Annotated in this window: 19 protein-coding genes; 9 read left to right on the plus strand and 10 right to left on the minus strand. The window is 71.8% G+C overall.

The features are described from left to right. Positions 1–6: 6 nt before the first annotated feature. On the plus strand, positions 7–420 hold the full coding sequence (locus ACFXI4_RS25525) for a DUF742 domain-containing protein (RefSeq protein ID WP_384994945.1): 414 nt from the start codon (positions 7–9) through the stop codon (positions 418–420). A gap of 155 nt (positions 421–575) precedes the next feature. Further along, complete coding sequence (locus ACFXI4_RS25530; protein WP_362721641.1) at positions 576–1,181, plus strand: ATP/GTP-binding protein; 606 nt, start codon at positions 576–578, stop codon at positions 1,179–1,181. Positions 1,182–1,184: 3 nt separating this feature from the next. Here the strand turns inward: ACFXI4_RS25530 and ACFXI4_RS25535 are convergent, their stop codons facing one another. Then, on the minus strand, positions 1,185–1,613 hold the full coding sequence (locus ACFXI4_RS25535; protein ID WP_384994949.1) for a PPOX class F420-dependent oxidoreductase: 429 nt from the start codon (positions 1,611–1,613) through the stop codon (positions 1,185–1,187). 95 nt (positions 1,614–1,708) lie between these two features. On the opposite strand from ACFXI4_RS25535, the gene ACFXI4_RS25540 reads away from it, so the two are divergent. Both ACFXI4_RS25540 and ACFXI4_RS25545 read left to right on the plus strand, forming a co-directional pair. Continuing rightward, the gene (locus ACFXI4_RS25540) at positions 1,709–2,122 is read left to right on the plus strand and encodes a roadblock/LC7 domain-containing protein (protein WP_384994951.1); all 414 of its coding nucleotides are present in this window, start codon (positions 1,709–1,711) and stop codon (positions 2,120–2,122) included. A gap of 124 nt (positions 2,123–2,246) precedes the next feature. Continuing rightward, positions 2,247–3,179 carry a DUF6397 family protein gene (locus ACFXI4_RS25545; protein ID WP_384994954.1) on the plus strand — a complete coding sequence of 311 codons (933 nt, stop codon included), beginning with the start codon at positions 2,247–2,249 and terminating at the stop codon, positions 3,177–3,179. On the opposite strand, the gene ACFXI4_RS25550 is transcribed toward ACFXI4_RS25545, so the two are convergent. Beyond that, the gene (locus ACFXI4_RS25550) at positions 3,113–3,982 is read right to left on the minus strand and encodes an acyl-CoA thioesterase (RefSeq protein ID WP_384994957.1); all 870 of its coding nucleotides are present in this window, start codon (positions 3,980–3,982) and stop codon (positions 3,113–3,115) included. The two genes, ACFXI4_RS25545 and ACFXI4_RS25550, sit on opposite strands and share 67 nt — an antisense overlap. A 19-nt stretch (positions 3,983–4,001) precedes the next feature. Continuing rightward, positions 4,002–6,515 carry a DUF3516 domain-containing protein gene (locus ACFXI4_RS25555; protein WP_384994960.1) on the minus strand — a complete coding sequence of 838 codons (2,514 nt, stop codon included), beginning with the start codon at positions 6,513–6,515 and terminating at the stop codon, positions 4,002–4,004. 145 nt (positions 6,516–6,660) lie between these two features. Here ACFXI4_RS25555 and ACFXI4_RS25560 point away from each other — a divergent pair, with 145 nt between their 5' ends. Continuing rightward, positions 6,661–7,455: a metal-dependent hydrolase gene (locus tag ACFXI4_RS25560; protein ID WP_384994962.1), complete on the plus strand. Its 795-nt coding sequence runs from the start codon at positions 6,661–6,663 to the stop codon at positions 7,453–7,455. 17 nt (positions 7,456–7,472) lie between these two features. Here the strand turns inward: ACFXI4_RS25560 and ACFXI4_RS25565 are convergent, their stop codons facing one another. The 4 genes from ACFXI4_RS25565 to ACFXI4_RS25580 all read right to left on the minus strand — a co-directional run bounded on the left by ACFXI4_RS25565 (position 7,473) and on the right by ACFXI4_RS25580 (position 12,069). Beyond that, on the minus strand, positions 7,473–7,733 hold the full coding sequence (locus ACFXI4_RS25565) for a type B 50S ribosomal protein L31 (protein WP_362721622.1): 261 nt from the start codon (positions 7,731–7,733) through the stop codon (positions 7,473–7,475). A gap of 72 nt (positions 7,734–7,805) precedes the next feature. After that, positions 7,806–8,276, minus strand: a complete 471-nt coding sequence (locus ACFXI4_RS25570) for a DUF5709 domain-containing protein (protein WP_362721649.1) — start codon at positions 8,274–8,276, stop codon at positions 7,806–7,808. Positions 8,277–8,473: 197 nt separating this feature from the next. Beyond that, on the minus strand, positions 8,474–10,255 hold the full coding sequence (locus tag ACFXI4_RS25575) for an ABC transporter ATP-binding protein (protein WP_384994967.1): 1,782 nt from the start codon (positions 10,253–10,255) through the stop codon (positions 8,474–8,476). Further along, a complete protein-coding gene (locus ACFXI4_RS25580; protein WP_384994970.1) occupies positions 10,252–12,069 on the minus strand; it encodes an ABC transporter ATP-binding protein in 1,818 nt (605 codons plus the stop codon). Before ACFXI4_RS25580 ends, ACFXI4_RS25575 begins: the two co-directional genes overlap by 4 nt. A 261-nt stretch (positions 12,070–12,330) precedes the next feature. On the opposite strand from ACFXI4_RS25580, the gene ACFXI4_RS25585 reads away from it, so the two are divergent. Next, entirely contained in the window at positions 12,331–13,062 is a 732-nt protein-coding gene (locus ACFXI4_RS25585; protein WP_384995198.1) for a hypothetical protein, read from the plus strand. 24 nt (positions 13,063–13,086) lie between these two features. Here ACFXI4_RS25585 and ACFXI4_RS25590 read toward each other — a convergent pair whose 3' ends face one another. Beyond that, positions 13,087–15,066, minus strand: a complete 1,980-nt coding sequence (locus ACFXI4_RS25590; protein WP_384994972.1) for an N-acetylmuramoyl-L-alanine amidase — start codon at positions 15,064–15,066, stop codon at positions 13,087–13,089. A gap of 214 nt (positions 15,067–15,280) precedes the next feature. Next, positions 15,281–16,837 (minus strand): M1 family metallopeptidase, encoded by a 1,557-nt coding sequence (locus tag ACFXI4_RS25595; protein WP_384994974.1) that lies wholly within the window; start codon positions 16,835–16,837, stop codon positions 15,281–15,283. Positions 16,838–16,988: 151 nt separating this feature from the next. Here ACFXI4_RS25595 and ACFXI4_RS25600 point away from each other — a divergent pair, with 151 nt between their 5' ends. Continuing rightward, positions 16,989–18,584, plus strand: a complete 1,596-nt coding sequence (locus ACFXI4_RS25600) for a peptide-N4-asparagine amidase (RefSeq protein WP_384994976.1) — start codon at positions 16,989–16,991, stop codon at positions 18,582–18,584. 70 nt (positions 18,585–18,654) lie between these two features. Here ACFXI4_RS25600 and ACFXI4_RS25605 read toward each other — a convergent pair whose 3' ends face one another. Next, positions 18,655–19,107 (minus strand): MarR family winged helix-turn-helix transcriptional regulator, encoded by a 453-nt coding sequence (locus ACFXI4_RS25605; RefSeq protein WP_384994978.1) that lies wholly within the window; start codon positions 19,105–19,107, stop codon positions 18,655–18,657. Between the two features lie 95 nt (positions 19,108–19,202). Between ACFXI4_RS25605 and ACFXI4_RS25610 the strand changes: the two genes are divergently transcribed. Together ACFXI4_RS25610 and mltG are read left to right on the plus strand one after the other, a co-directional pair. Then, positions 19,203–21,152, plus strand: coding sequence for an ABC transporter ATP-binding protein (locus ACFXI4_RS25610; RefSeq protein ID WP_384994981.1), 1,950 nt, complete (start codon positions 19,203–19,205; stop codon positions 21,150–21,152). A gap of 43 nt (positions 21,153–21,195) precedes the next feature. Further along, complete coding sequence (gene mltG / locus ACFXI4_RS25615) at positions 21,196–22,134, plus strand: endolytic transglycosylase MltG (protein ID WP_362733067.1); 939 nt, start codon at positions 21,196–21,198, stop codon at positions 22,132–22,134. Positions 22,135–22,170: the final 36 nt, after the last annotated feature.

The following is a 22,170-nucleotide window of genomic DNA, read 5'->3' on the forward strand; positions in this document are numbered from 1 at the left end:
TCCCCGATGACCGAGTACACGACCGGCGCCCCGCGCGAGGCGGGCAGCCAGTGGTACGACGGCGAGGCCGGGCCCCTCGTCCGTCCCTACGCCATGACCGGCGGCCGCACCAGACCCGGCCCCACCGGAGTCAGGTTCGACCTGATCGCCCTCGTCACGCTCGACCCGGGCGCGCCCGGCGCCGACGGCGACACCGCGCTCGGCCCCGAACACCGCGCGCTGATCGACCTGTGCCGGGTGGAGACGCAGTCCGTCGCCGAACTCGCGGCCGGCGCGGACCTTCCGGTGGGCGTGGTCCGGGTGCTCCTGGGCGATCTGCTCGAAGGGGGCTGCGTCACCGTGAGCCGTCCGGTGCCACCGGCCCAGCTTCCCGACGAGCGGATTCTGCGCGAGGTCATCGCGGGATTGCGGGCACTGTAGATGAGCATCCGGAACCAACCGCGCAGCCGCCGGTCAGAACAGACGCGTTCCGGTCCAACCGCACGCGAGGCGACCGCAGTTGTCATGATGCTGGCTTCGCGTCCCGAGCCTCCTGAGCATGTCGTCCGCAGCCGGCCCTCACGAGAGAAGTGATCATGGTCTCCGAGCATCCCGAGTCCGCCGCCGACGACACATCGGCCCTGGCGCTCAAGATATTGGTCGCCGGCGGCTTCGGCGTCGGAAAGACGACGCTGGTCGGTGCCGTCAGTGAGATCCGGCCGCTGCGCACCGAGGAGCTGCTCAGTGAGGCGGGCCAGCTGGTGGACGACACCGACGGCGTGGACCACAAGGTCACCACCACCGTGGCCATGGACTTCGGCCGCATCACCATCCGTTCCGGGCTCTCCCTGTACCTCTTCGGCACCCCCGGCCAGGACCGTTTCTGGTTCCTCTGGGACGAGCTGTCGCAAGGAGCCCTCGGCGCCGTCGTCCTCGCCGACACCCGGCGCCTGGAGGACTGCTTCCCGGCGGTCGACTACTTCGAGCACCGGCACATCCCGTTCGTCGTCGCCGTCAACTGCTTCGTCGGAGCCCGGACCTACGGCGCGCGTGACGTCTCGCACGCCCTGGACCTGGACCAGGGCACGCCCGTGGTGCTGTGCGACGCCCGTGACCGGGACTCCGGCAAGGAGGTGCTGATCCGGCTCGTCGAGTACGCCGGGCGGATGCACACCGCCCGGCTTCTCGACTCGGTGGGCTGAGCCTCAGCCCGTGAGGTCCTTGAGGGCCACCACCTTCTCCACGGCGACCCGGACCAGCAGCTCGCCCGGGACGCCGTTACGGGCGCCGAACTCCTCCGCGTGATCCTCGCCCACGTAACGGGCCGCGATCCGGGTGGCCCAGTCGCGCAGCGCACCCGGTTCCTCCGACAGCCGGGCGGTCCCGCTCAGCACCACGAAATGGAAGGGGGGCCGGTCGTCGTCCACGCACAGGGCGACCCGCCCGTCGCGGGCCAGGTTGCGCCCCTTCACGGTGTCCTTGCCGGTGTTGAAGACCAGATCGTCCCCGTCCAGCAGAAACCAGATGGGGGCCACGTGCGGGCTGCCGTCGGCCCTGACGGTGGAGAGCTTGCCGGTGCGGGTGCCCTGAGAGACGAACGCCCGCCATTCCTCGTCGGTCATCTTCTGTGCCATGCCCCCATCCTCCTTGCCCGGACGCCGGTGGTGGGGAAGGCTGGCGGGGAGATCCTCCCGCCAGGGGGAGACGGCACACGGGGAGACGCTACGACATGGCGCAGAACCAGAAACTCGGCTGGCTGCTCGACGACCTGACCGAACGCGTGGAGCACGTACGACACGCGCTGGTCCTGTCGAACGACGGGCTGGTCACGGGAGCGAGCAACGGCCTTCGCCGGGAGGACGCCGAGCATCTGGCCGCCGTCGCCTCCGGGCTGCACAGCCTCGCCAAGGGCTCCGGACGGCACTTCGGGGCGGGCCAGGTCCGCCAGACGATGATCGAGTACGACGACGCGGTCCTCTTCGTGACCGCCGCCGGAACCGGCAGCTGTCTGTGCGTGCTCAGCGGCGCGGAGGCGGACATCGGCCAGATCGCCTACGAGATGACACTGCTCGTCAACCGGGTCGGCGAACATCTCGGGGTGGACGCCCGGCAACCGGAGCGTTCCTCCGCAGCGGACCTCTGACCTGCTGTTTCAACCTCGGCGCGGAGTTGTCCACAGGCCCGCCAGGAGATCCGCCGGAGCGGCTACCGTTTTTCCACGGCGAGCGCATCCGGCGCGAGTCACCGCTCCACGGGGGAGTACGACCATGTCCGTCACCACCATCGCCCGAACCCGCCCGGCCAGCTGCACGTTCAGTCGAGCCGCCCGTGAACTGGGCCTCAGGCGGGGCGAGTTCGACCTCGCGGTACACCTTGGCCGGATCCGCACCGTGCCCGACGAGGGCGGTGGCAAAGGCCGCCGCGTCGCCCTGGCCGAGATCGAGCGGTTCCAGGACCGGGCGGACAGCCTCCGCGCGAGCGTACGAGCCGTCGGTACGACCGAGGGCGCCGCCCTGATGGAGATCCCGGCGGGCCGGTTCACCCGCTTGGCGAAACTCGGCCTGGTGACTCCGGTGAACTGGTACCCGAACCGCTATCGGGCCGTGGTCTGGCTCTATCTGGCGGAGGAACTGCGGCAGTTCGCGGCCGACGAGAAGAACGCGCCTCTGCTGACCGGCCGCACACCCGAGGAGCTGCGTGACCGGCTGAGGACGGGAGCGGACAAGCGGGCCCGCAACTGGCGCGGACGCCACTGCGGCTTCCTGCTGCGGGCGGCGTACGGGCCGTGGGAGCGCGCCGGGGCGGTGGCGGCCTTCCTCGGTCCCGAGGAGATCGACGACGCTCTGGCGGATCCCCACGAGCGTGCGCACGTGAAGGCACTCCGTCCGGCCCCGCCCGCCCACGGCGCACCGGGGTCGCCGAGCGCGCTGCTCGCCGAGGAGCTGATGACGGCGGACGATCCGGACGAGATCGACTGGTTCCGCAACGACCTGGCACGGGCAGCGGCGGAGGCCCGCGTCGTCCGGCCCGCGCCGCGCCCGACGGAGCGACCGCACCCGGCCGCCACCCGGTCGCAGCTCCGGGCACCGGCGAAACCGGGGCACCCGCGGGGTCTTCGCGGCTGGTTGCGTCTCTACTGCAGGGCCCTGAACAGCCCTTCCTGGACGACCGACACCAGCAGCCGTCCCTCCAGGTCGTAGACCCGGCCGCGGGCCAGTCCCAGGCCCCCCGTGGCGATGGGCGACTCCTGCTCGTACAGGAACCACTCGTCGGCACGGAACGGCCGGTGGAACCACATGGCGTGGTCCAGCGAGGCCATGTCGAAGTTCCGCGGCCCCCAGAGGGGTTCGACGGGCACCCGTACCGCGTCCAGCAGGGTCATGTCGCTGGCGTAGGTCAGCGCGCAGGTGTGCACCAGCGGATCGTCACCCAGCGAACCGACCGCCCGCATCCACACCGCGCTGCGCGGGTCGGAGCCCGCTATCTCCTCGGTGTTCCAGCGCAGCCGGTCGACATAACGGATGTCGAAGGGCTGGCGGCGTGCCATCCGCTCCAACTGCTCGGGCAGCTGGCCCAGATGCTCGCGGATCTCCTCGGCGAGCGTCGGCAGCGACTCCGGGTGCGGCACCTCGCGGGCCGGCGGCAGCTGGTGCTCGAAAGCTCCCACCTCGGGCTTGTGGAAGGAGGCGGTCAGATTGAAGATCGTGCGGCCCTGCTGCACGGCGGTGACCCGGCGTGTCGTGAACGACCGCCCGTCCCGGATCCGTTCGACCTGGTACACGATCGGCACCCCGGGCCGGCCCGGGCGCAGGAAGTACGCGTGCAGCGAGTGCACGGGGCGGTCGCCCGCCGTGGTGCGGCCGGCCGCGACCAGCGCCTGGCCGGCCACCTGCCCGCCGAAGACCCGTTGGATGGACTCCTGGGGACTGCGGCCACTGAAGATGTCGACCTCGATCTTCTCCAGGTCGAGCAGGCCGACCAGTCTCTCGGCCGGGTTGGTCATGGGTGGAGTTCTCCTGTGGTCAGAGCTGGCCGACATCGGTGACGCGGACGACCGCGCGGCCCTCGGCGTCGGACGCCGTCAGGTCGATCTCCGCGCTGATGCCCCAGTCGTGGTCGTCGTTCGGGTCGTCGAAGATCTGCCTGACCCGCCACAGCGCGTTCTGCGGCTCCTCCTGGATCACGAGCAGCTTGGGACCACGGGCGTCGGGACCGGTGCCCAGGTCCTCGTACTCGTCCCAGTACTTGTCCATCGCCTCGCCCCAGGCGTCGGCGTCCCAGCCGGACTCCGCGTCCAGCTCGCCCAGCTCGTCGACGTGGTCGAGGGCCGCCAGCTCCACGCGGCGGAACATCGCGTTGCGGACCAGGACCCGGAAGGCCCGTGCGTTGGCGGTGACCGGCTTGACCTCGTCGGCCTTCTCCTGGGCCTCCTCGGCGGTCATCTCCTCCGGGTTGGCGAGCTGTTCCCACTCGTCCAGCAGGCTGGAGTCGACCTGGCGGACCATCTCGCCCAGCCACTCGATCAGGTCCTGCAGGTCCTCGGACTTGAGGTCGTCGGGGATGTTGTGGTCCAGCGTCTTGTACGCGCTCGCCAGGTAGCGCAGCACGATCCCCTCGGTCCGGGCCAGTTCGTAGAAGGAGACCAACTCGGTGAAGGACATGGCCCGTTCGTACATGTCCCGGATCACCGACTTCGGCGACAGCGGATGGTCGCCGACCCAGGGGTGGCTCTTGCGGTAGGTGTCGTACGCGTGGAACAGCAGCTCTTCCAGGGGCTTCGGGTAGGTGACGTCCTGGAGGCGCTCCATGCGCTCCTCGTACTCGACGCCGTCCGCCTTCATCGCGGCCACCGCCTCGCCCTTCGCCTTGTTCAGCTGGGCGACCAGGATCTGCCGCGGGTCGTCCAGGGTGGACTCGACGACGGACACCATGTCGAGCGCGTAGGACGGCGATTCGGGGTCGAGGAGTTCGAACGCGGCGAGGGCGAACGTGGAGAGCGGCTGGTTGAGCGCGAAGTCCTGCTGGAGGTCGACGGTGAGGCGGACGATACGGCCGGTCGGGTCCGGCTCGTCGAGCTTCTCGACGATGCCGCCGTCCAGGAGCGAGCGGTAGATGGCGATCGCCCGGCGGATGTGCCGCAGCTGCTGCTTGCGCGGCTCGTGGTTGTCCTCCAGCAGATGGCGCATCGCCTCGAAGGCATTGCCCGGGCGGGCGATCACCGACAGCAGCATCGTGTGCGTCACCCGGAACCGGGACGTCAGCGGCTCCGGCTCGGACGCGATCAGCTTCTCGAACGTGGTCTCCGACCAGGCGACGAAGCCCTCCGGTGCCTTCTTGCGCACCACCTTGCGCCGCTTCTTCGGGTCGTCGCCCGCCTTCGCCAGCGCCTTCTCGTTCTCGATGACGTGCTCGGGCGCCTGCGCGACCACCAGCCCGGCCGTGTCGAAGCCGGCCCGGCCCGCCCGCCCGGCGATCTGGTGGAACTCGCGGGCGCGCAGCGTGCGCACCCGGTTGCCGTCGTACTTGGTGAGGGCGGTGAACAACACCGTGCGGATGGGCACGTTGACGCCCACGCCCAGGGTGTCGGTACCGCAGATGACCTTCAGCAGGCCGGCCTGCGCGAGCTTCTCCACCAGCCGCCGGTACTTGGGCAGCATGCCGGCGTGGTGGACGCCGATGCCGTGCCGCACGTACCGGGAGAGGTTGCGGCCGAACTTGGTGGTGAAGCGGAAGTTGCCGATCAGTTCGGCGATCTGCTCCTTCTCCTCCTTCGAGCACATGTTGATGCTCATCAGCGCCTGCGCCCGCTCCACCGCCTGCGCCTGCGTGAAGTGCACGATGTACACCGGCGCCTGCCTGCTCTCCAGCAGTTCGGTCAGCGTCTCGGTGAGCGGGGTGAACTTGTACTCGTAGGACAGCGGTACCGGGCGGGTCGCCGAGCGGACCACCGAGGTGGGACGGCCGGTGCGGCGGGCCAGGTCCTTCTCGAAGAAGGAGACGTCACCGAGGGTGGCGGACATCAGGATGAACTGGGCCTGCGGCAGTTCGAGGAGCGGGATCTGCCAGGCCCAGCCGCGGTCGCCCTCGGCGTAGAAGTGGAACTCGTCCATGACGACCTGGCCGACGTCCGCCTGCCTGCCGTCGCGCAGGGCGATGGAGGCGAGTACCTCGGCGGTGCAGCAGATGACGGGTGCGTCGGAGTTCACGGAGGCGTCGCCGGTGAGCATGCCGACGTTCTCGGTGCCGAAGATCTTGCACAGCTCGAAGAACTTCTCCGACACCAGCGCCTTGATCGGCGCCGTGTAGAAGGTGACCTCGTCCCGGGCCAGGGCGGCGAAGTGCGCGCCCGCGGCGATCATGCTCTTGCCGGAGCCGGTCGGCGTCGACACGATCACGTTCGCCCCGGAGACCGCCTCGATCAGCGCCTCCTCCTGGTGGGGGTAGAGCGTGAGACCGCGCTCCTGCGCCCAGGACTCGAAGGCTTCGTACAGGGCGTCGGGGTCGGCGGTGGGCGGCAGTCGATCGATGAGGGTCACGCACCCATCTTGCCTGGCCCGACGCCCGAGGGGGGAATCGGCTTCGAGGCCGATGATCACGACGCCTATGCTGTGTCGCCGACGGAGCGTCATCGCACCCGGTCAACTGGACAGCGGCACAAGAGGAATGGGGCGCACAGCGGCCATGATGGGACCAGCACACTCACTGTCGGGAGCCGCCGCCTGGCTCGGCGTCGGAGCCGCGGCGGCCGCGGCCGGGCACGGGATGCCCTGGCCGGTACTCCTGGTCGGGGCACTGATCTGCGCCGGCGCGGCGCTCGCCCCGGACCTCGACCACAAGGCGGCCACCATCTCGCGCGCCTTCGGGCCGCTGTCACGCTGGCTCTGCGAGATCGTCGACAAGCTCTCCTACGCCGCCTACAAGTCGACCCGGAAGCCGGGCGACCCGCGCCGCTCCGGCGGCCACCGCACGCTGACCCACACCTGGGTGTGGGCGGTGCTGATCGGCGGGGGCTGTTCCGCCGCGGCGATCCTCGGCGGGCGCTGGGCGGTCCTGGCGATCCTCTTCGCGCACATGGTGCTGGCGATCGAGGGCCTGCTGTGGCGGGCCGCCCGCGGCTCCAGCAGCGACGTGCTGGTGTGGCTGCTCGCGGGGACCAGCGCCTGGATCCTGGCGGGCATCCTGGACAAGCCGGGCAACGGCTCGGACTGGTTGTTCACCCAGCCCGGCCAGGAGTACCTGTGGCTGGGGCTGCCGGTGGTGCTGGGGGCGCTGGTGCACGACATCGGGGACGCGCTGACCGTCTCCGGCTGCCCGATCCTGTGGCCCATCCCGATCGGCCGCAAGCGCTGGTACCCGCTGGGCCCGCCGAAGGTGATGCGGTTCCGCGCGGGCAGCTGGGTCGAGATCAAGGTGCTGATGCCGGTGTTCATGGTGCTGGGAGGCATAGGCTGCGCCGCCGCCCTGAACGTGATCTGAGCGCGGGGGCCCGGGGGTCAGCCGGCCTGCGGGGAACCGCCTCCGTAGCGTCGCTCGAACGCGGCGACACGGCCCTCGGTGTCCACCGTGCGGGCCTTCCCGGTGTAGAAGGGGTGGCTCTCGGAGGAGATCTCCACGTCGACCACCGGGTAGGTCTCGCCGTCGTCCCAGTCGATGGTCTGGTCGCTGGTCGCGGTGGACCGGGTGAGGAAGGCGTACCCGGCGGCGCGGTCGCGGAAGACCACGGGGTGGTAGTCGGGCTGCTTGTCCTGCTGCATGGCGTCTCCTCCGGCAAGGCGGACAACAAGGCGGACAGGTCGGTCGGGGCGGACGAGCAGGGCGGTCCGGCGTCAGCCGTAGGCGGTGTCCTCGTCGACGATGTGCATCGCGGCCTCCTCCGCGGAGGCCCCGGCGCCGTCGATGCCGACGTCGGTGGCGACGAGGCCGCTCTCGTCGTCCTCGTGCGCCCCCTCGTCGGGTGCCACGAGACGGCCGGAGCGCAGATCACCGACCTCGTTGTCCAGGAGCTCGCCGTCACTGCCCTGGCAGTCTCCGATGCCGTCGCCGTCGGGGGCGGCCGGATCGGGCAGTTCCTCGGCGAGGCGCTGGTCCAGGGTCTCGCCCCGGTGGCCCTCCGCCGCGGTCACCCCGGTGTGTTCCACGGCCCACGGCCGTTCGGGCGGGGACCAGCCCCGGTCCAGGGGATCGCTGACGCCGTCGGACTCCAGCGTGTCCTCCACGTCGAGCACTCCCGTGTCCTCACGGATCTCGGATCCGTCGGGCTGGTAGACGTCGTCCCCCCATCCGTCGGCGGTGGTCACGGCTACCTCCAGGGGGTGAGGCGGCGGTCCGAGGGGCGGCCCGCCGGCATGCTCGGCACGGGCCTCACGCGCCGCGAACCCTCCGGTTCCCGGCCCGCCCCCGAACCGGTGCCGCTCTCCAGCCTTCCACCCCTGCTCGTACCCGCGCAACGGCACGGGGTGCGACCTGCGGCGCGCGCCCCCCGTGCCAGGGCCGGTCACCCGTGCCACGACCGCCACAGCGCCGCGTAGGCGCCGTCGGCCGCCACCAGCTCGTCGTGGCTGCCGAGCTCGCTGATCCGGCCGTTCTCGACCACGGCGATGACGTCCGCGTCATGGGCGGTGTGCAGCCGGTGCGCGATGGCGACCACGGTGCGGCCGTCGAGGACCCGGGCCAGGGACCGTTCCAGGTGGCGGGCCGCCCGCGGGTCCAGGAGCGAGGTCGCCTCGTCCAGGACCAGGGTGTGCGGGTCGGCCAGCACCAGCCGGGCCAGCGCGATCTGCTGGGCCTGCGCCGGGGTCAGTGTGAGGCCGCCGGAGCCCACCTCGGTCTCCAGGCCCTGTTCCAGGGCCCGCGCCCAGCCGTCGGCGTCGACGGCGCCCAGGGCCGCCCACAGCTCGGCGTCCTCGGCGCCGGTCCGGGCGAGCAGCAGGTTGTCGCGCAGCGAGCCCACGAAGACGTGGTGCTCCTGGTTGACGAGGGCGACATGGGAACGGACCCGCTCGGCGGTCATCCGGGACAGCTCGGCGCCGCCGAGGGTGATCCGGCCGTCGCGGGGCGCGTAGATCCCGGCGAGCAGCCGGCCCAGGGTGGACTTTCCCGCGCCCGAGGGGCCGACCAGGGCGAGCCGGGTGCCCGGCGCGACCTCCAGGGAGACCCGGCGCAGCACGTCGACGCCCTGCAGGTAGCCGAACCGGACCTCGTCGGCGTGCACCTCGCGGCCCTCGGGTGTCAGCGCGGCGTCGCCGGGCTCCGGCTCGATGTCCCGTACGCCGACCAGCCGGGCCAGCGACACGTGCGCGACCTGCACCTCGTCGTACCAGCGCAGGATCAGGTTCACCGGTTCGACGAGCATCTGGGCGATGAGGGCGCCCGTGGTCAGCTGGCCGACGTCGAGCCAGCCGTGGAGGACGAAGACGCCTCCGATCATCAGCACCGAGCCGAGCACGGTGGTGTGGGTGGCGTTGGTGACGGGGAAGAGCACCGAGCGCAGCCACAGGGTGTACCGCTCCCAGCTGGTCCATTCCTTGATCCGGCGGTCGGACAGGGCGACGCGCCGGGCGCCGAGGCGGTGCGCCTCGATGGTGCGCCCGGCGTCCACGGACTCGGTGAGAGCGGCGGCCACGGACGCGTAACCGGCGGCTTCGGAGCGGTAGCCGGCGGGGGCCCGCCTGAAGTACCAGCGGCAGCCGACGATCAGGACCGGCAGGGCGAGCAGTACGGCGGCGGCCAGCGGCGGCGCCGTGACCACGAGCCCGCCGAGCAGCAGCACCACCCACACGGCGCCGATCGACAGCTGCGGCACGGCCTCCCGCATGGCGTTGGCGAGCCGGTCGATGTCGGTGGTGATCCGGGACAGCAGATCGCCGGTGCCCGCCCGTTCCAGGACGCCCGGCGGCAGCCCGACCGACCGGACGAGGAAGTCCTCGCGCAGGTCGGCCAGCATCCGCTCGCCGAGCACGGCGCCGCGCAGCCGTACCTCGCGGACGAAGACGGCCTGGACGGCGAGCGCGAGCACGAACAGGCCGATGGTCAGGCCCAGATGCAGTTCTCTGGCACCGTCGGACACCCGCTCGATCAGTCCGCCGAGCAGGTAGGGGCCGACCATGGAGGCGATCACGGCCACCGTGTTGACCAGGACGAGGACGGTGAAGGCCCGGCGGTGCCGGCGGAACAGCTCGGCCACGTAGGCGCGCACGGTGGAGCCGGCGCCGACGGGGAGGGTGGTGGCCGTCGTCGGGGCCGCCGGGTCGTAGGCCGGTGGTGCGACGCCGATCATGCGCTTTCCTCGATCTCTTCCAGCGCGCCGCTCCGCAGCGCGGCTTCCTTCTCCTTGAACGCGCCGCCTCGCAGGTCGGCGTCGTCGTCCGTCTCCCGGGTCACCACCGCCCGGTACCGGGGCTCGGTGCGCACCAGTTCGCGGTGCACGCCTACCGCCTCGACCTCGCCGTCGAGGATGAGCACGACCCGGTCGGCCCGGTCGAGCAGCAGCGGCGAGGAGGTGAACAGCACGGTCGTACGGCCCGAGCGCACCTCACGGATGCCCTCCGCGATCCGCGCCTCGGTGTGCGAGTCGACGGCGGAGGTCGGCTCGTCCAGGACGAGCACCTCGGGGTCGGTGATCAGCGACCGGGCGAGCGCGAGCCGCTGGCGCTGGCCGCCGGACAGGGAGCGGCCCCGCTCGGTGATCCGGGCGTCCATCGGGTCGGTGACGCCCAACGAACCCTGGACCAGGGCGTCCAGGACGTCCGCGCACTGGGCGGCGGCCAGCGCGTCCTCGGCCCGGACGGCGCCGGAGGCCGGCACGTCGAGCAGTTCGCGCAGCGAACCGGAGAGCAGGACCGGGTCCTTGTCCTGGACGAGCACCGCGGTACGGGCGGTCTCCAGCGGCAGTTCGTCGAGTGGTACACCGCCGAGCAGCACGGAGGCCGCGCTCTCGGCCGGGTGGCCGCCCACCCGTTCGGCGAGGCGGCCGGCCGCGTCGGGGTCGCCGCAGACCACGGCGGTCAGCCGGCCCGCGGGGGCCAGCAGACCGGTGTCCGGGTCGTACAGGTCGCCGTCCGGCACCGCGGCCGCGCGCGAGCCGCCGGTGTCGGTGACCCGCTCCAGGGAGAGCACCCGGGCCGCCCGTTTCGCCGAGGGACGCGAGAAGGAGTACGCCATGGCGATCTCGGTGAAGTGCTGCAACGGGTAGTTGAGGATCATGACCGAGCTGTAGACGGTGACCAGTTCGCCGACGGTGACCCGGCCCTGCCGGGCGAGGTGGACGCCGTGCCAGACCACCGCGATCAGCAGCAGCCCGGGTACCAGCACCTGGATCGCGGCGATCAGGGACCACATCCGGGCGCTGCGCACGGCGGCCCGCCGTACCTCCTGGGAGGCCCGGCGGTAGCGGTCGAGAAAGAGGTCCTCGCCGCCGATGCCGCGCAGCACCCGCAGGCCCGCCACGGTGTCCGAGGCCAACTCGGTGGCCCGGCCGGCCTTCGCCCGCTGGAAGTCGGCGCGCCGGGTCGCCCGGGGCAGCAGCGGCAGGACGGCGATCGCCACCAGCGGCAGTCCCGCGGCGACCACCCAGCCGAGCGCCGGCTGGTAGAAGAACAGGCCGACGCCGACCACGACGACGGTCAGGGCGGCCGCGGTGAACCGGGAGACCGCCTCGACGAACCAGCCGATCTTCTCCACGTCGCCGGTGGAGACGGCGACCACCTCGCCGGCCGCCACCCGCCGGGTCAGGGCCGAGCCGAGCTGGGTGGCCCTGCGGGCGAGCAGCTGCTGGACGCGGGCGGCCGCGGTGATCCAGTTGGTGACGGCGGCGCGGTGCAGGAAGGTGTCGCCGACGGCGATCGCCGCGCCGCACAGCACGAGCAGACCGCCCGTCAGCGCCAGCCGGGTACCGGAACGGTCGACGACGGCCTGCACGGCGAACCCCACGCAGAAGGGGAGCGCGGAGACGGCCACGAAGTGCAGCAGTCCCCAGGCCAGCGCCTTCAGCTGGCCGCCGAGCTGGTTCCGCCCGAGCCACCACAGGAACCGGGGACCTGAACGTGCGTCCGGCACGCCCGGATCGGAATACGGAAGATCTTGAATGTGCATGACGTCCCAGCGGCTCGTGTCGGGGGGAAAGGTGGCGACAAGCCGTGAAAGGTTCGCGTCGGGGCGTGGTCGAAATCAAACGGTTTTCCTGGACGATCGGCGAAATCCACCGCTTTCCGGCCAGGGCTCACCATCCAACACGCGGCACATGTCAGGAAAGTAATTCAATGTGATGTTATGTGATGCCAGGATGACCGGGTGCAGATCAAAAACGTTCGGCGTGCGGCGGCCGTGACGGCGGTGGCCTTCGGGGCCGTCCTGATGGCCCTGGGCGGGTGCGGGGGACCGGAGAGCGGCGACGGCGCGAAGAACGGTGTGCCGGGCACACCCGGCAGAGCCGCCGGGACGGGCCCGGCGGAGCGGCCGAGTCCGGCCGTACCCGTTGCCGCGTCCGTCCCCGTCGGCGACCCGGCCACGCTGCCCGGCGTCGGCGAGCGCCTGCACACGGGGATCCCTCCCGGATCCGGCCAGGTTCTGGTCGTGTACGGCGAGGGCCGGGACTCGGCCGACTCCACGGTCGTGCTGTACGTCCTGGGGGACGACGGCTGGCGCCCGGTGGGCAGCTGGCCCGCGCACAACGGACGGAACGGCTGGACCACCGACCACTACGCGGGCGACGGGCGCAGCCCGGTCGGCGTGTTCACCGTCAGCGACGCGGGCGGTGTGCTCCCCGACCCCGGCACCCGGCTCTCCTACACCCACGACAGGGCCGCCTACGTGCCCCCGCCCTACTGGAGCGCGGCGTACCAGCACGACTTCGACTACGTCATCGCCATCGACTACAACCGGTTGCGGGGCGCGCCGCCGCACGACGCCACCCGCCCCTGGGGCGCCGGCCGGGGCGGCAAGATCTGGCTCCACCTCGACCACGGCAGCGGCACCTCGGCCTGTATCGGCCTCCCGGAGGAGGCCATGAATGTCCTGCTCCGCACGTTCGACCCGGACCGCTACCCCGTCGTGGTGATGGGGGACCGGGCGGACCTGCTGGCCTAGCGGGACACCGGGTGCCGCGCGGGATCACCGGCCGGTGGTGCCGGGCTTCACCTCGGGTGTCCCCGCCGATCCGGTGCTGGTGTGCACCAGGTCCACGTCGTTCGCCCGGACGTAGGCGAGCCGGTGGCCGAACTGGATCTCGTAGTACTTCTCCCGGCCCAGTACCACGGGCTGGGGAATGTCGGAGAAGGTCGACCTGTCGACGTAGGAACTCTCCACGCCGGACTGGGTAACATATCGCTGGCCGGCCCGGAGGCTGTACGGGAGCGGCGAGTCGGACTCCTCCTCCATCCCCTCGGGGTAGGCGGTTTCCTCCGGCAGGGCGCGCCCGTACACGGGGATCTCGTCCAGTCCCTGCTTCGGGGTCACCATGCGGCCGCCGGCACCGACGGCCGTCGGGTGGTCCTTGGGGTTCTTGAACCAGGCCTTGTTGCCCTGGAACCAGATGGCCGTCCATTCGCCGCGGCGGTCGGCGACGGCGAAGGTCTGGCCGGTGGAGACCCGCGAACCGAGGTCGCTGACGTCCTCGGTGGACTCCTCGCCGTCCGGCCTGCGGCCCGGGTCCTGGATCAGCGGGGCGTCGTCGGCCGGTTGGGTGTGCAGGCGGACGGCGCTGGAGCCGTGCGGCTGGCACCGCTTCCCCGCGCCGTCGCACCCGGTGTACCGGGGCTTGTGGGTGGCGTAGTCGGGCAGGATCATCACCATGTCGCCGGCCGGTCCGGCCGTGGCCTTCAGCGGAGCGCCGAGCAGGTCGAAGTAGTGCTGCCAGTCCCAGAACGGGCCGGGGTCCTCGTGCATCTCGGGGATGCTGTCGCCGGTCGGGGCGGGCACGTTGTCATGCCCGAAGATGTGCTGCCGGTCGAGCGGGACGCCGTACTTCCTCGCCAGGAAGCGCACCAGACGGGCCGAGGACCGGTACATCTGCTCCGTGTACCAGGCGCCGGGGTGGGCGAGGAACCCCTCGTGCTCGACGCCGATCGAACGGGCGTTGACGAACTGGCTGCCCGAGTGCCAGGCCTCGTCCTTGGTCCGCACGTGCTGGGTGACGTGGCCGTCGGTGGAGCGGATCGAGTAGTGCCAGGACGCCTCGGTCGGGTCCTGCACGGTCTTGAACATGTTCGGCAGCGTCGACTCGGTGTCGTGGATGACGATGTACTCGATCTTCTGGTCCCGGGGGCGGTCGGCCAGGTCGTGGTTGCCGTAGTCGCCGTCCTCGTCGATCTGCACGTACGGCGCGGCGAGCCAGTCGCAGGCCAGCTCCGGAGGGCACTCGACCTCCTTGGGCCGCCGCGGGACCTGCGGCCCGGGGTTCGAGCGGACACCGGGACTCGCGGGGAGCGTGACCTCCTGGCCCTCGGCGGTGGTCCGGTGGGCACCCCGGCGGATCAGGGCGAAGACGTCGTCGGCGTACGTCGTCGCCGTGGCGACGTCACGGGTGCCGGGGAAACGTTCCACCGCCTGCCACCAGTCCGCCGGGTCCTTGCTGAGCCGCTTGCCGAGGTGCCGCTGCGCGGCGGCGAGCAGGGCCGCGCCGCCGCGTACGTTGGCGACGGCGTCCGATCGCAGGACGGCGGGCGGCGCCTTGATGAGGCGGGCGGCGCGATCCAGGTCCGCAGGCTGCACGGCGTGCCCGCCCGAGGCGAACACCGTCCCGGCGACGGCGCTGTTCTCGCGGCCGTCCGGCGTCGCCGGTGCGCCGCCGGTGCCGCCGCCGGTCTCCACCAGGTGCATCGGCCCGTACCCGCCCGCGACGCTGGGGGTGCCGGGGTGGGAGTCCCAGCGCGACTGCATGTAGGACACGCTCAGGAGCACACTGCTCGGGACGTGGAACTCGCGGGCGGCGTCCGTGAAGGCGTTCTGCAGGCGCTGGTCCTCCGCCTCGTCGGCGCCCGACGCCGGGAGGATCAGCAGCGGTGGCAGCAGCGCGGCCGTCGCGAGCAGACACGCCGTCAGTCGGCAGGTTCGCAGGCCGCCGGGGACACGTTGGGCGACAGTTCTTCTCATACCTGAGGGTCTCCAACCGCTTGCTGAGGGTCTCCAACCACGCTCGTCGCAACCAGGGCGAAGGGACCGCCCTTATGCCACCCCCCGTACGCTTCCGTGTCCCGCGCGGCACGGCGCGCCGAACGTCAACCGGGTGGACCAGCGGTCCGGCAGAGGCCACCCGGTCGGCGGCAGCGCATCGGCATCCGAGGGGGTGGCCGCGGACCGTCCGGACTCAGTCCTCGACCGGATCCACCCGCCAGTCGGGATGGCCGGGCATCGGCGGGGTGTCCGGCCCGTACAGCCAGGCCGTCAGAAAGGGCGTCAGATCCTCGCCCGCGACCCGCGAGGCGAGCGCGACGAAGTCCTTGGTGCCGGCCGCACGGCCCCGGTACCTGGTCACCCAGGTGCGTTCGATCCGGTCGAACGTCTCGTCACCTACCTTCTGCCGCAGGGCGTACAGCACCAGTGCCGAGCCGTCGTAGCGCATCACCTTGAAGAGCGTCGGCTCCGTGGGCTCGGCGGGTGCCCCGTCGTCGTGGCGCCACTGGTCGTGCTGCTCGTACGCGTCCCGCATGGCGTCCTCCATGCGGACGCCGCCGTGCTCGTCGGAGTACAGCCGTTCGTAGTACCGGGCATGACCCTCACTCAGCCACAGGTCGGACCACCGCCGGATGGCGACGCTGTCCCCGGTCCAGTGGTGGGTCAGCTCGTGCACGAGATTGCGTTCGGCGTCGACGCGGTCGCCCAGCAGGTCGTCCTTCGGTACGACGGACAGGGACTGCGTCTCCAGCGCCACCGGCAGGTCGGTGTCCCCGACCAGGACGCCGTAGCGACGGAACGGGTACGGCCCGAGACGCTCCTCCAGCCAGGCGAGGTGGTCCGCCGTGAGCGCGCGGGCGGCCGCGGTGTCCGCGACCAGGCCGTCCGGCACCACGTCCCTGACGGGCAGTCCGCGCGGACCGGTGCTGTCGAGGACCGTGAACTTCCCGATCGCCACCTGGATCAGCTGGGCCGCGAGCGGCTCCTCGGAGTCGTACGTCCACCGCACGCGTCCGCCGGGCCGGGGCGCGCGCTCGACGAGCCGTCCGTTGGCCACCGCGCGGAGCCCCGCGGGGGTGGTGATGCGGAAGGTGACCGGCGCCCGCAGGCTGGGGTGGTCGTCCACCGGGAAGACCAGTTTGGCGCCGTCGGGCTGTGCATACAGCAGGGTCCCGTCGGCGGTGGGCACCCAGCCGTACTCCCGGATCGCGTCGCCGCGCCGCCGGCGCTGGGTGGGGTCGGCGGTGTAGGTGACGCGGACGGCGAACGCGCGGCCGCGCGGGATCGGCCGGGCGGGCGTGACGACGAGTTCGTCGCCGTCCCGTACGGCCGTGGCCGGTGTGCCGTCGACGGTGACCTTGTGCAGGGTGTTGCCGGCGAAGTCCAGGTCGAAGCGGGACAGCGCCTGCGTGGCGGTCGCGCTGACGGTGGCGCCGGCCTCGAAGGGCGTCCCGGGTGCCTGCCAGTCGAAGTCGAGTGCGTAACGGCGCACCGTGTAGCCGCCGTTGCCGTCCAGCGGCATCAGCGGATCGCCGATACCCGGCGCGCCGGGGGCTGGGGCTGGGGCTGGGGCCGGGGCCTGGGCCGGGGCCTGGGCCGGGCCGGAGGCGGCGGCCGAAGGGCCGGGGGAGGGGGAGTCGTGGTCCCGGTGCGGGAGGCCGGCGAGCACGGCGTCGCAGGTGAGGGCGGTGGCACCGCCGAGGGCGAGGGCGAGGGCCATGCGACGGACGCGGCCGGTCGTGATCTCCATGGGAGCACTGTGGCAGCAGGATCGGTTTATAGCACCATATTTACCCCTGGTGGGTGCCCGTGCGGATCCGTGCGCGCGTGCGCGCGCCGCTGGGGTGGTAGGCCGGTCTCCTCGTTGCGGTCGGGGGGCAACTCCCCGTAGAACACCGGCCATGAGAAGACGGATCGTCATGTCCATGCTTGCCGGGGTGACCCTCCTGGCGAGCGCGCTCTTGGGCACGGGCGCCCCGGCCGCCTCGGCGGCCGACGTCCCGGCGGAGTTCGGCACCGACTGGCACGACCCGGTGACCGCCGCCCCGCCGGTGTCCGTGCCCAAGGGCGCGAAGTCCTGCCAAGTCACCCTGGCCGAGGCCCGGTTCCGCGACTTCACGCCGTACCGGGGCACCTACGCACCGCCCCGGGGCTGCGGCGGACGCTGGAGCGAGGTGGTGCTGCGGCTCGACGGCAAGGTGAAGGGCCGTCAGTACGACCGGCTCGGCTATCTGCACGTCGGAGGGGTGGAGGTGCTGCGCACCTCCACCCCCGAACCCTCGCCGGACGGCATCGAGTGGCACGTGGAGAAGGACGTCACCCGCTACAGCGACACCTTCCGCGGCACCCAGGACGTCGAGATGCTGATCGGCAACGTCGTCGACGACACGTACACGGGCGTCATCGACGTCAAGGCCACGCTCACGTTCTACGCGGGACGCCCCCGGGCCACGGTCCCCGACCGGGTGCTCACCCTCGACGGCGGCACCACCCTGACCACCCCGCGCAACAGCGAGCGCATCGTCGCAGAGGTGTACGCCACCGGATCCGGCGGCGGCTGCGAGGAGTTCTGGTACCTGACGGTCGCCGACCCGGCGTCGTACTCCTGCAAGGCGGACCGCGGCCCCTACCGGGAGGTGCAGATCACGGTGGACGGCCGGCCGGCCGGAATCGCCGCGCCGTTCCCGAACGTGTGGACCGGCGGCTGGTCCAACCCCTTCCTCTGGTACGTCGTGCCGGCCCCCCGCGCCTTCGACGTCAAGCCGATCGAGTACGACCTGACGCCGTTCGCCGGACTGCTCGACGACGGTCGCCCGCACCGGGTCGAGGTCTCCGTGGCCGGGGTGCCCGAGGGGCAGGCCGGCTGGAGCGCCCCTGTGAACGTGCTGGTCTGGCAGGACGCGCACCGCGCCCGCGTCACCGGCGCGGTCACCGTCGCCAGGGCCTCCGCACCCGTCAACTCCTCGGTGTACACCCCGGGTCCGGGGGAGTACCGGGTCGACACCGGCGCCGGGCACCGGCTGACCGTCTCCGGATACGTCGACACCTCGCACGGCCGGGTGACCACCACCGTCAGCCGGACGCTGGCCAACACCTCCGCGCACCGCTGGACCGACGGCGAGACGACCGACGCGCTCGACGCCGTCTGGACGGACGACCAGAGTGTCACGGTGCGGGCGGGCGGGGCGCCCCGGACGACGCGCACCCGGCGGACGTACACGATGGGCGGGGCCATCACGATCGGCGCCGACGGCCGGCTGCGCACCGGACTTACCCTCGGCGACCGGGCGGCGGTCACCTCGCCCCTGGGCGGTCGGTCATGGCTGGACGACACCTACCGCGGCGACGCGACGTACACCTTGAACGTGCCGCGCGACCAGCGGCACGCGGTCGGCACGTCGAGCGAGCGCTTCCGGCTGTACGGATCCGGCGGGTGCTACGACCGGTTGCTGACCACCGAACAGGGGGTGCTGACGGCGGACCGCGACGGCTGCTGAGCGGCGGCCGCGGAGCGGGGAGCGGCTCATCCTCCGGAAGGCCGGGCGGGGTGAGCCGCTCCGTCGCGGCTCAGCAGTGCCTCGCCGGCACCGGCCCGTCGACCAGGGTGTCGAGCAGTCCGCCCAGTACCTCCCGCTGCTCCTCCGACAGCGGGGCGAGGATCTCCTCCGCCGCGGACCTCCGGGCGGCGCGCAGCTCACGCAGGGTCGCGTGCCCCTCGTCCGTGATCTCGATCCGGGTCACCCGGCGGTTCGTCGGATCCGGTACCCGGCACACCTTGCCGCTCGCCTCCAGGCCGTCGACCAGCGTCGTCACCGCGCGCGGCACCACCTCGAGGCGTGCGGCGAGGTCGGCCATGCGCGGAGGTGCGTCGTAGTGCGCGAGAGTGCGCAGCAGCCGAGACTGGGCCGGAGTGACGCCCAGATCGCGCGCCGCCAGATGGCGCTTCTGGATACGCCACACCCGGCGGGTGAGGTGCAGCAACTGCTCGGCGAGCGGGCCGTCGGAGTCGGGGGTGCTCATACGGGAACAATATCAGGACTATGTTCATTGTGAGCATAGGTAACAGTGAGCTATGCTCCGTGAATCCGTACACACCGCACCCATCCGCAGGAGCCATGCCCCGAGACGAGATCAACTGGACCCCAGACGGCACCTCGACCGGAGAACCCCGGCAGGTGCGCCGTATCCTCAGCCTCTTCCGCCCCTACCGCGGACGGCTCGCGATCGTCGGCCTGCTGGTCGGCGCCGCATCGCTGGTGTCGGTCGCCACGCCCTTCCTGCTGAAGGCGATCCTCGACACCGCCATCCCGCAGGGCCGCACCGGACTGCTCAGCCTGCTGGCGCTGGGCATGATCCTCAGTGCCGTCCTCACCAGCGTCTTCGGCGTCCTGCAGACGCTGATATCCACCACCGTCGGCCAGCGCGTCATGCACGACCTGCGCACCGCCGTCTACGGCCGGCTGCAGCGCATGTCGCTCGCCTTCTTCACCCGCACCCGCACCGGCGAGGTGCAGTCCCGCATCGCCAACGACATCGGCGGCATGCAGGCCACCGTCACCTCGACGGCCACCTCCCTGGTCTCCAACCTGACCGGCGTGGTCGCCACGATCATCGCGATGATCGCCCTCGACTGGCGGCTCACCGTCGTCTCGCTGGTCCTGCTGCCCGCCTTCGTGTGGATCAGCCGCCGGGTCGGCAACGAGCGCAAGAGGATCACCACCGAGCGCCAGAAGCAGATGGCCGCGATGGCCGCGACGGTCACCGAGTCGCTCTCCGTCAGCGGCATCCTGCTCGGCCGGACCATGGGCCGCGCCGACTCGCTCACCGCCTCCTTCGCGGAGGAGTCCGAGCGGCTCGTCGGCCTGGAAGTGCGCTCGAACATGGCCGGCCGCTGGCGCATGGCCGTGATCACGATCGTGATGGCCGCGATGCCCGCCGTCATCTACTGGACCGCCGGCATGGCGCTCCACCTGGGCGGCCCGCGGATCTCGCTCGGCACCATCGTCGCCTTCGTCTCGCTCCAGCAGGGCCTGTTCCGGCCCGCCGTGAGCCTGCTGGCGACCGGCGTGCAGATCCAGACCTCCCTCGCCCTGTTCCAGCGCATCTTCGAGTACCTCGACCTGCCCGTCGACATCACCGAGCGGGACGAGCCGGTCCACCTCGACCGGGTGAAGGGCGAGGTGCGCTTCGAGAAGGTCGAGTTCCGCTACGACGACAAGAGCGGTCCGGTCCTCGACGGCATCGACCTCACCGTCCCGGCCGGCGGCAGCCTGGCGGTCGTCGGCCCGACCGGCGCCGGCAAGTCCACGCTCGGCTACCTGGTGCCGCGGCTCTACGACGTCACCGGCGGCCGGGTCACCCTGGACGGCGTCGACGTCCGTGACCTCGACTTCGACACCCTCGCCCGCGCGGTCGGCGTCGTCTCCCAGGAGACGTACCTCTTCCACGCCTCGGTCGCCGACAACCTGCGCTTCGCCAAGCCGGACGCCACCGACGAGGAACTTCGCGCGGCCGCCCGCGCGGCCCAGATCCACGATCACATCGCCGCACTGCCCGACGGCTACGACACCGTCGTCGGCGAACGCGGCCACCGTTTCTCCGGCGGCGAGAAGCAGCGGCTGGCCATCGCGCGTACCATCCTGCGCGATCCGCCGGTCCTCATCCTCGACGAGGCGACCAGCGCCCTGGACACCCGCACCGAGCACGCGGTCCAGCAAGCCATCGACTCCCTCGCGGCCAACCGGACGACCGTCACCATCGCCCACCGGCTGTCCACGATCCGCGGTGCCGACCAGATCGTCGTTCTCGACTCCGGCCGGGTGGCCGAACGGGGCACGCACGAGGAGCTGCTGGAACGCGACGGACGGTACGCGGCGCTGGTGCGCCGGGACGCCCGGGTGGAGACGGCGGCGGCATCGGAGGCGACGGATGGTGCCGCGAGGGAGCGGCCGGGCCAGACCGGCGACGCGGCCCCGTGGGAGACGGCGAGACGGCCGGGGCGCCGGCGGGGCGATCATGCGGCGGCAGTGGGTGACTCCGCCGACAAGCTGAGCCCGACAAGCTGACGATATGTCGGGTTTATGACTGTTTGCGGGCTAACGTTCCCGCATGCAGATGAACACTCCGCGACGGAAAGCCGCCCGAGGGGGCGCGGTCCGACGGAACACGGTCCGGTCGAGGGCGATCCGGCGGAAGGCCGTCCGGCTGACGCGTCGGGGCAGGCTCCTCCTCGGTGCGGCCGGTGTCGTCGTGGCGGGCGCCGCCGTGACGGTGCCGCTGCTGGTCCTGGCCCACGGCGCGGCCGGCAGGCCCACCACCCTGGTCATTCCGGAGGGCTGGCGCGCCAGCCAGGTCTACGACGCCGTCGACAGGGCGCTCGCCCTTCCCGCGGGCAGCACCAGGCAGTCCGTCGGCGACGCGGGCCTGAAACTGCCCGGCGACGCTGGGGGCAACCCCGAGGGCTATCTCTTCCCGGCCACCTATCCGCTGGACAAGGACGCGACCCCGCAGTCCGTGCTGCGGTACATGGTCGACACCGCCAACCAGCGGTTCGGCGGGGCGCCCGTCGCGGCCGGTGCGCAGCGCGACGCGATGAACGTCTACCAGGCGGTGACCATCGCCAGCATCGTCCAGGCCGAGGCGGCGGACAAGGCCGACATGGGGAAGGTGGCCCGGGTCGTCTTCAACCGGCTGCAGAGCGGCATGCCGCTGCAGATGGACTCCACCCTCAACTACGCCCTCGGCCGCAGCACCCTCGACACCACGGTGGCCGACACCCGTGTCGAGAACCCGTACAACTCCTACCAGCGCATGGGCCTGCCGCCCAGTCCCATCGACAACCCGGGCGAGGACGCCATGCGCGCCGCGATGAACCCCACGCCGGGCAACTGGCTGTACTTCGTCACGGTCAAGCCGGGGGACACCCGGTTCACCGCCGACTACGCCGAACACCAGCGCAATGTCGCGGAGTTCAACGCGGAGCGGAAGAACGCGGAGGCGAAGGACACCACCCGGAGGTCGCCGTCGGCCGCGCAGCCGTCCGGCTGAGACGCCGCTGCCCCACGTGCGGGGCAGCGCGGCCGG

Origin of the sequence: Streptomyces sp. NPDC059224 (assembly GCF_042754285.1) — a bacterium.
Classification (GTDB): Bacteria; Actinomycetota; Actinomycetes; order Streptomycetales; family Streptomycetaceae; genus Streptomyces.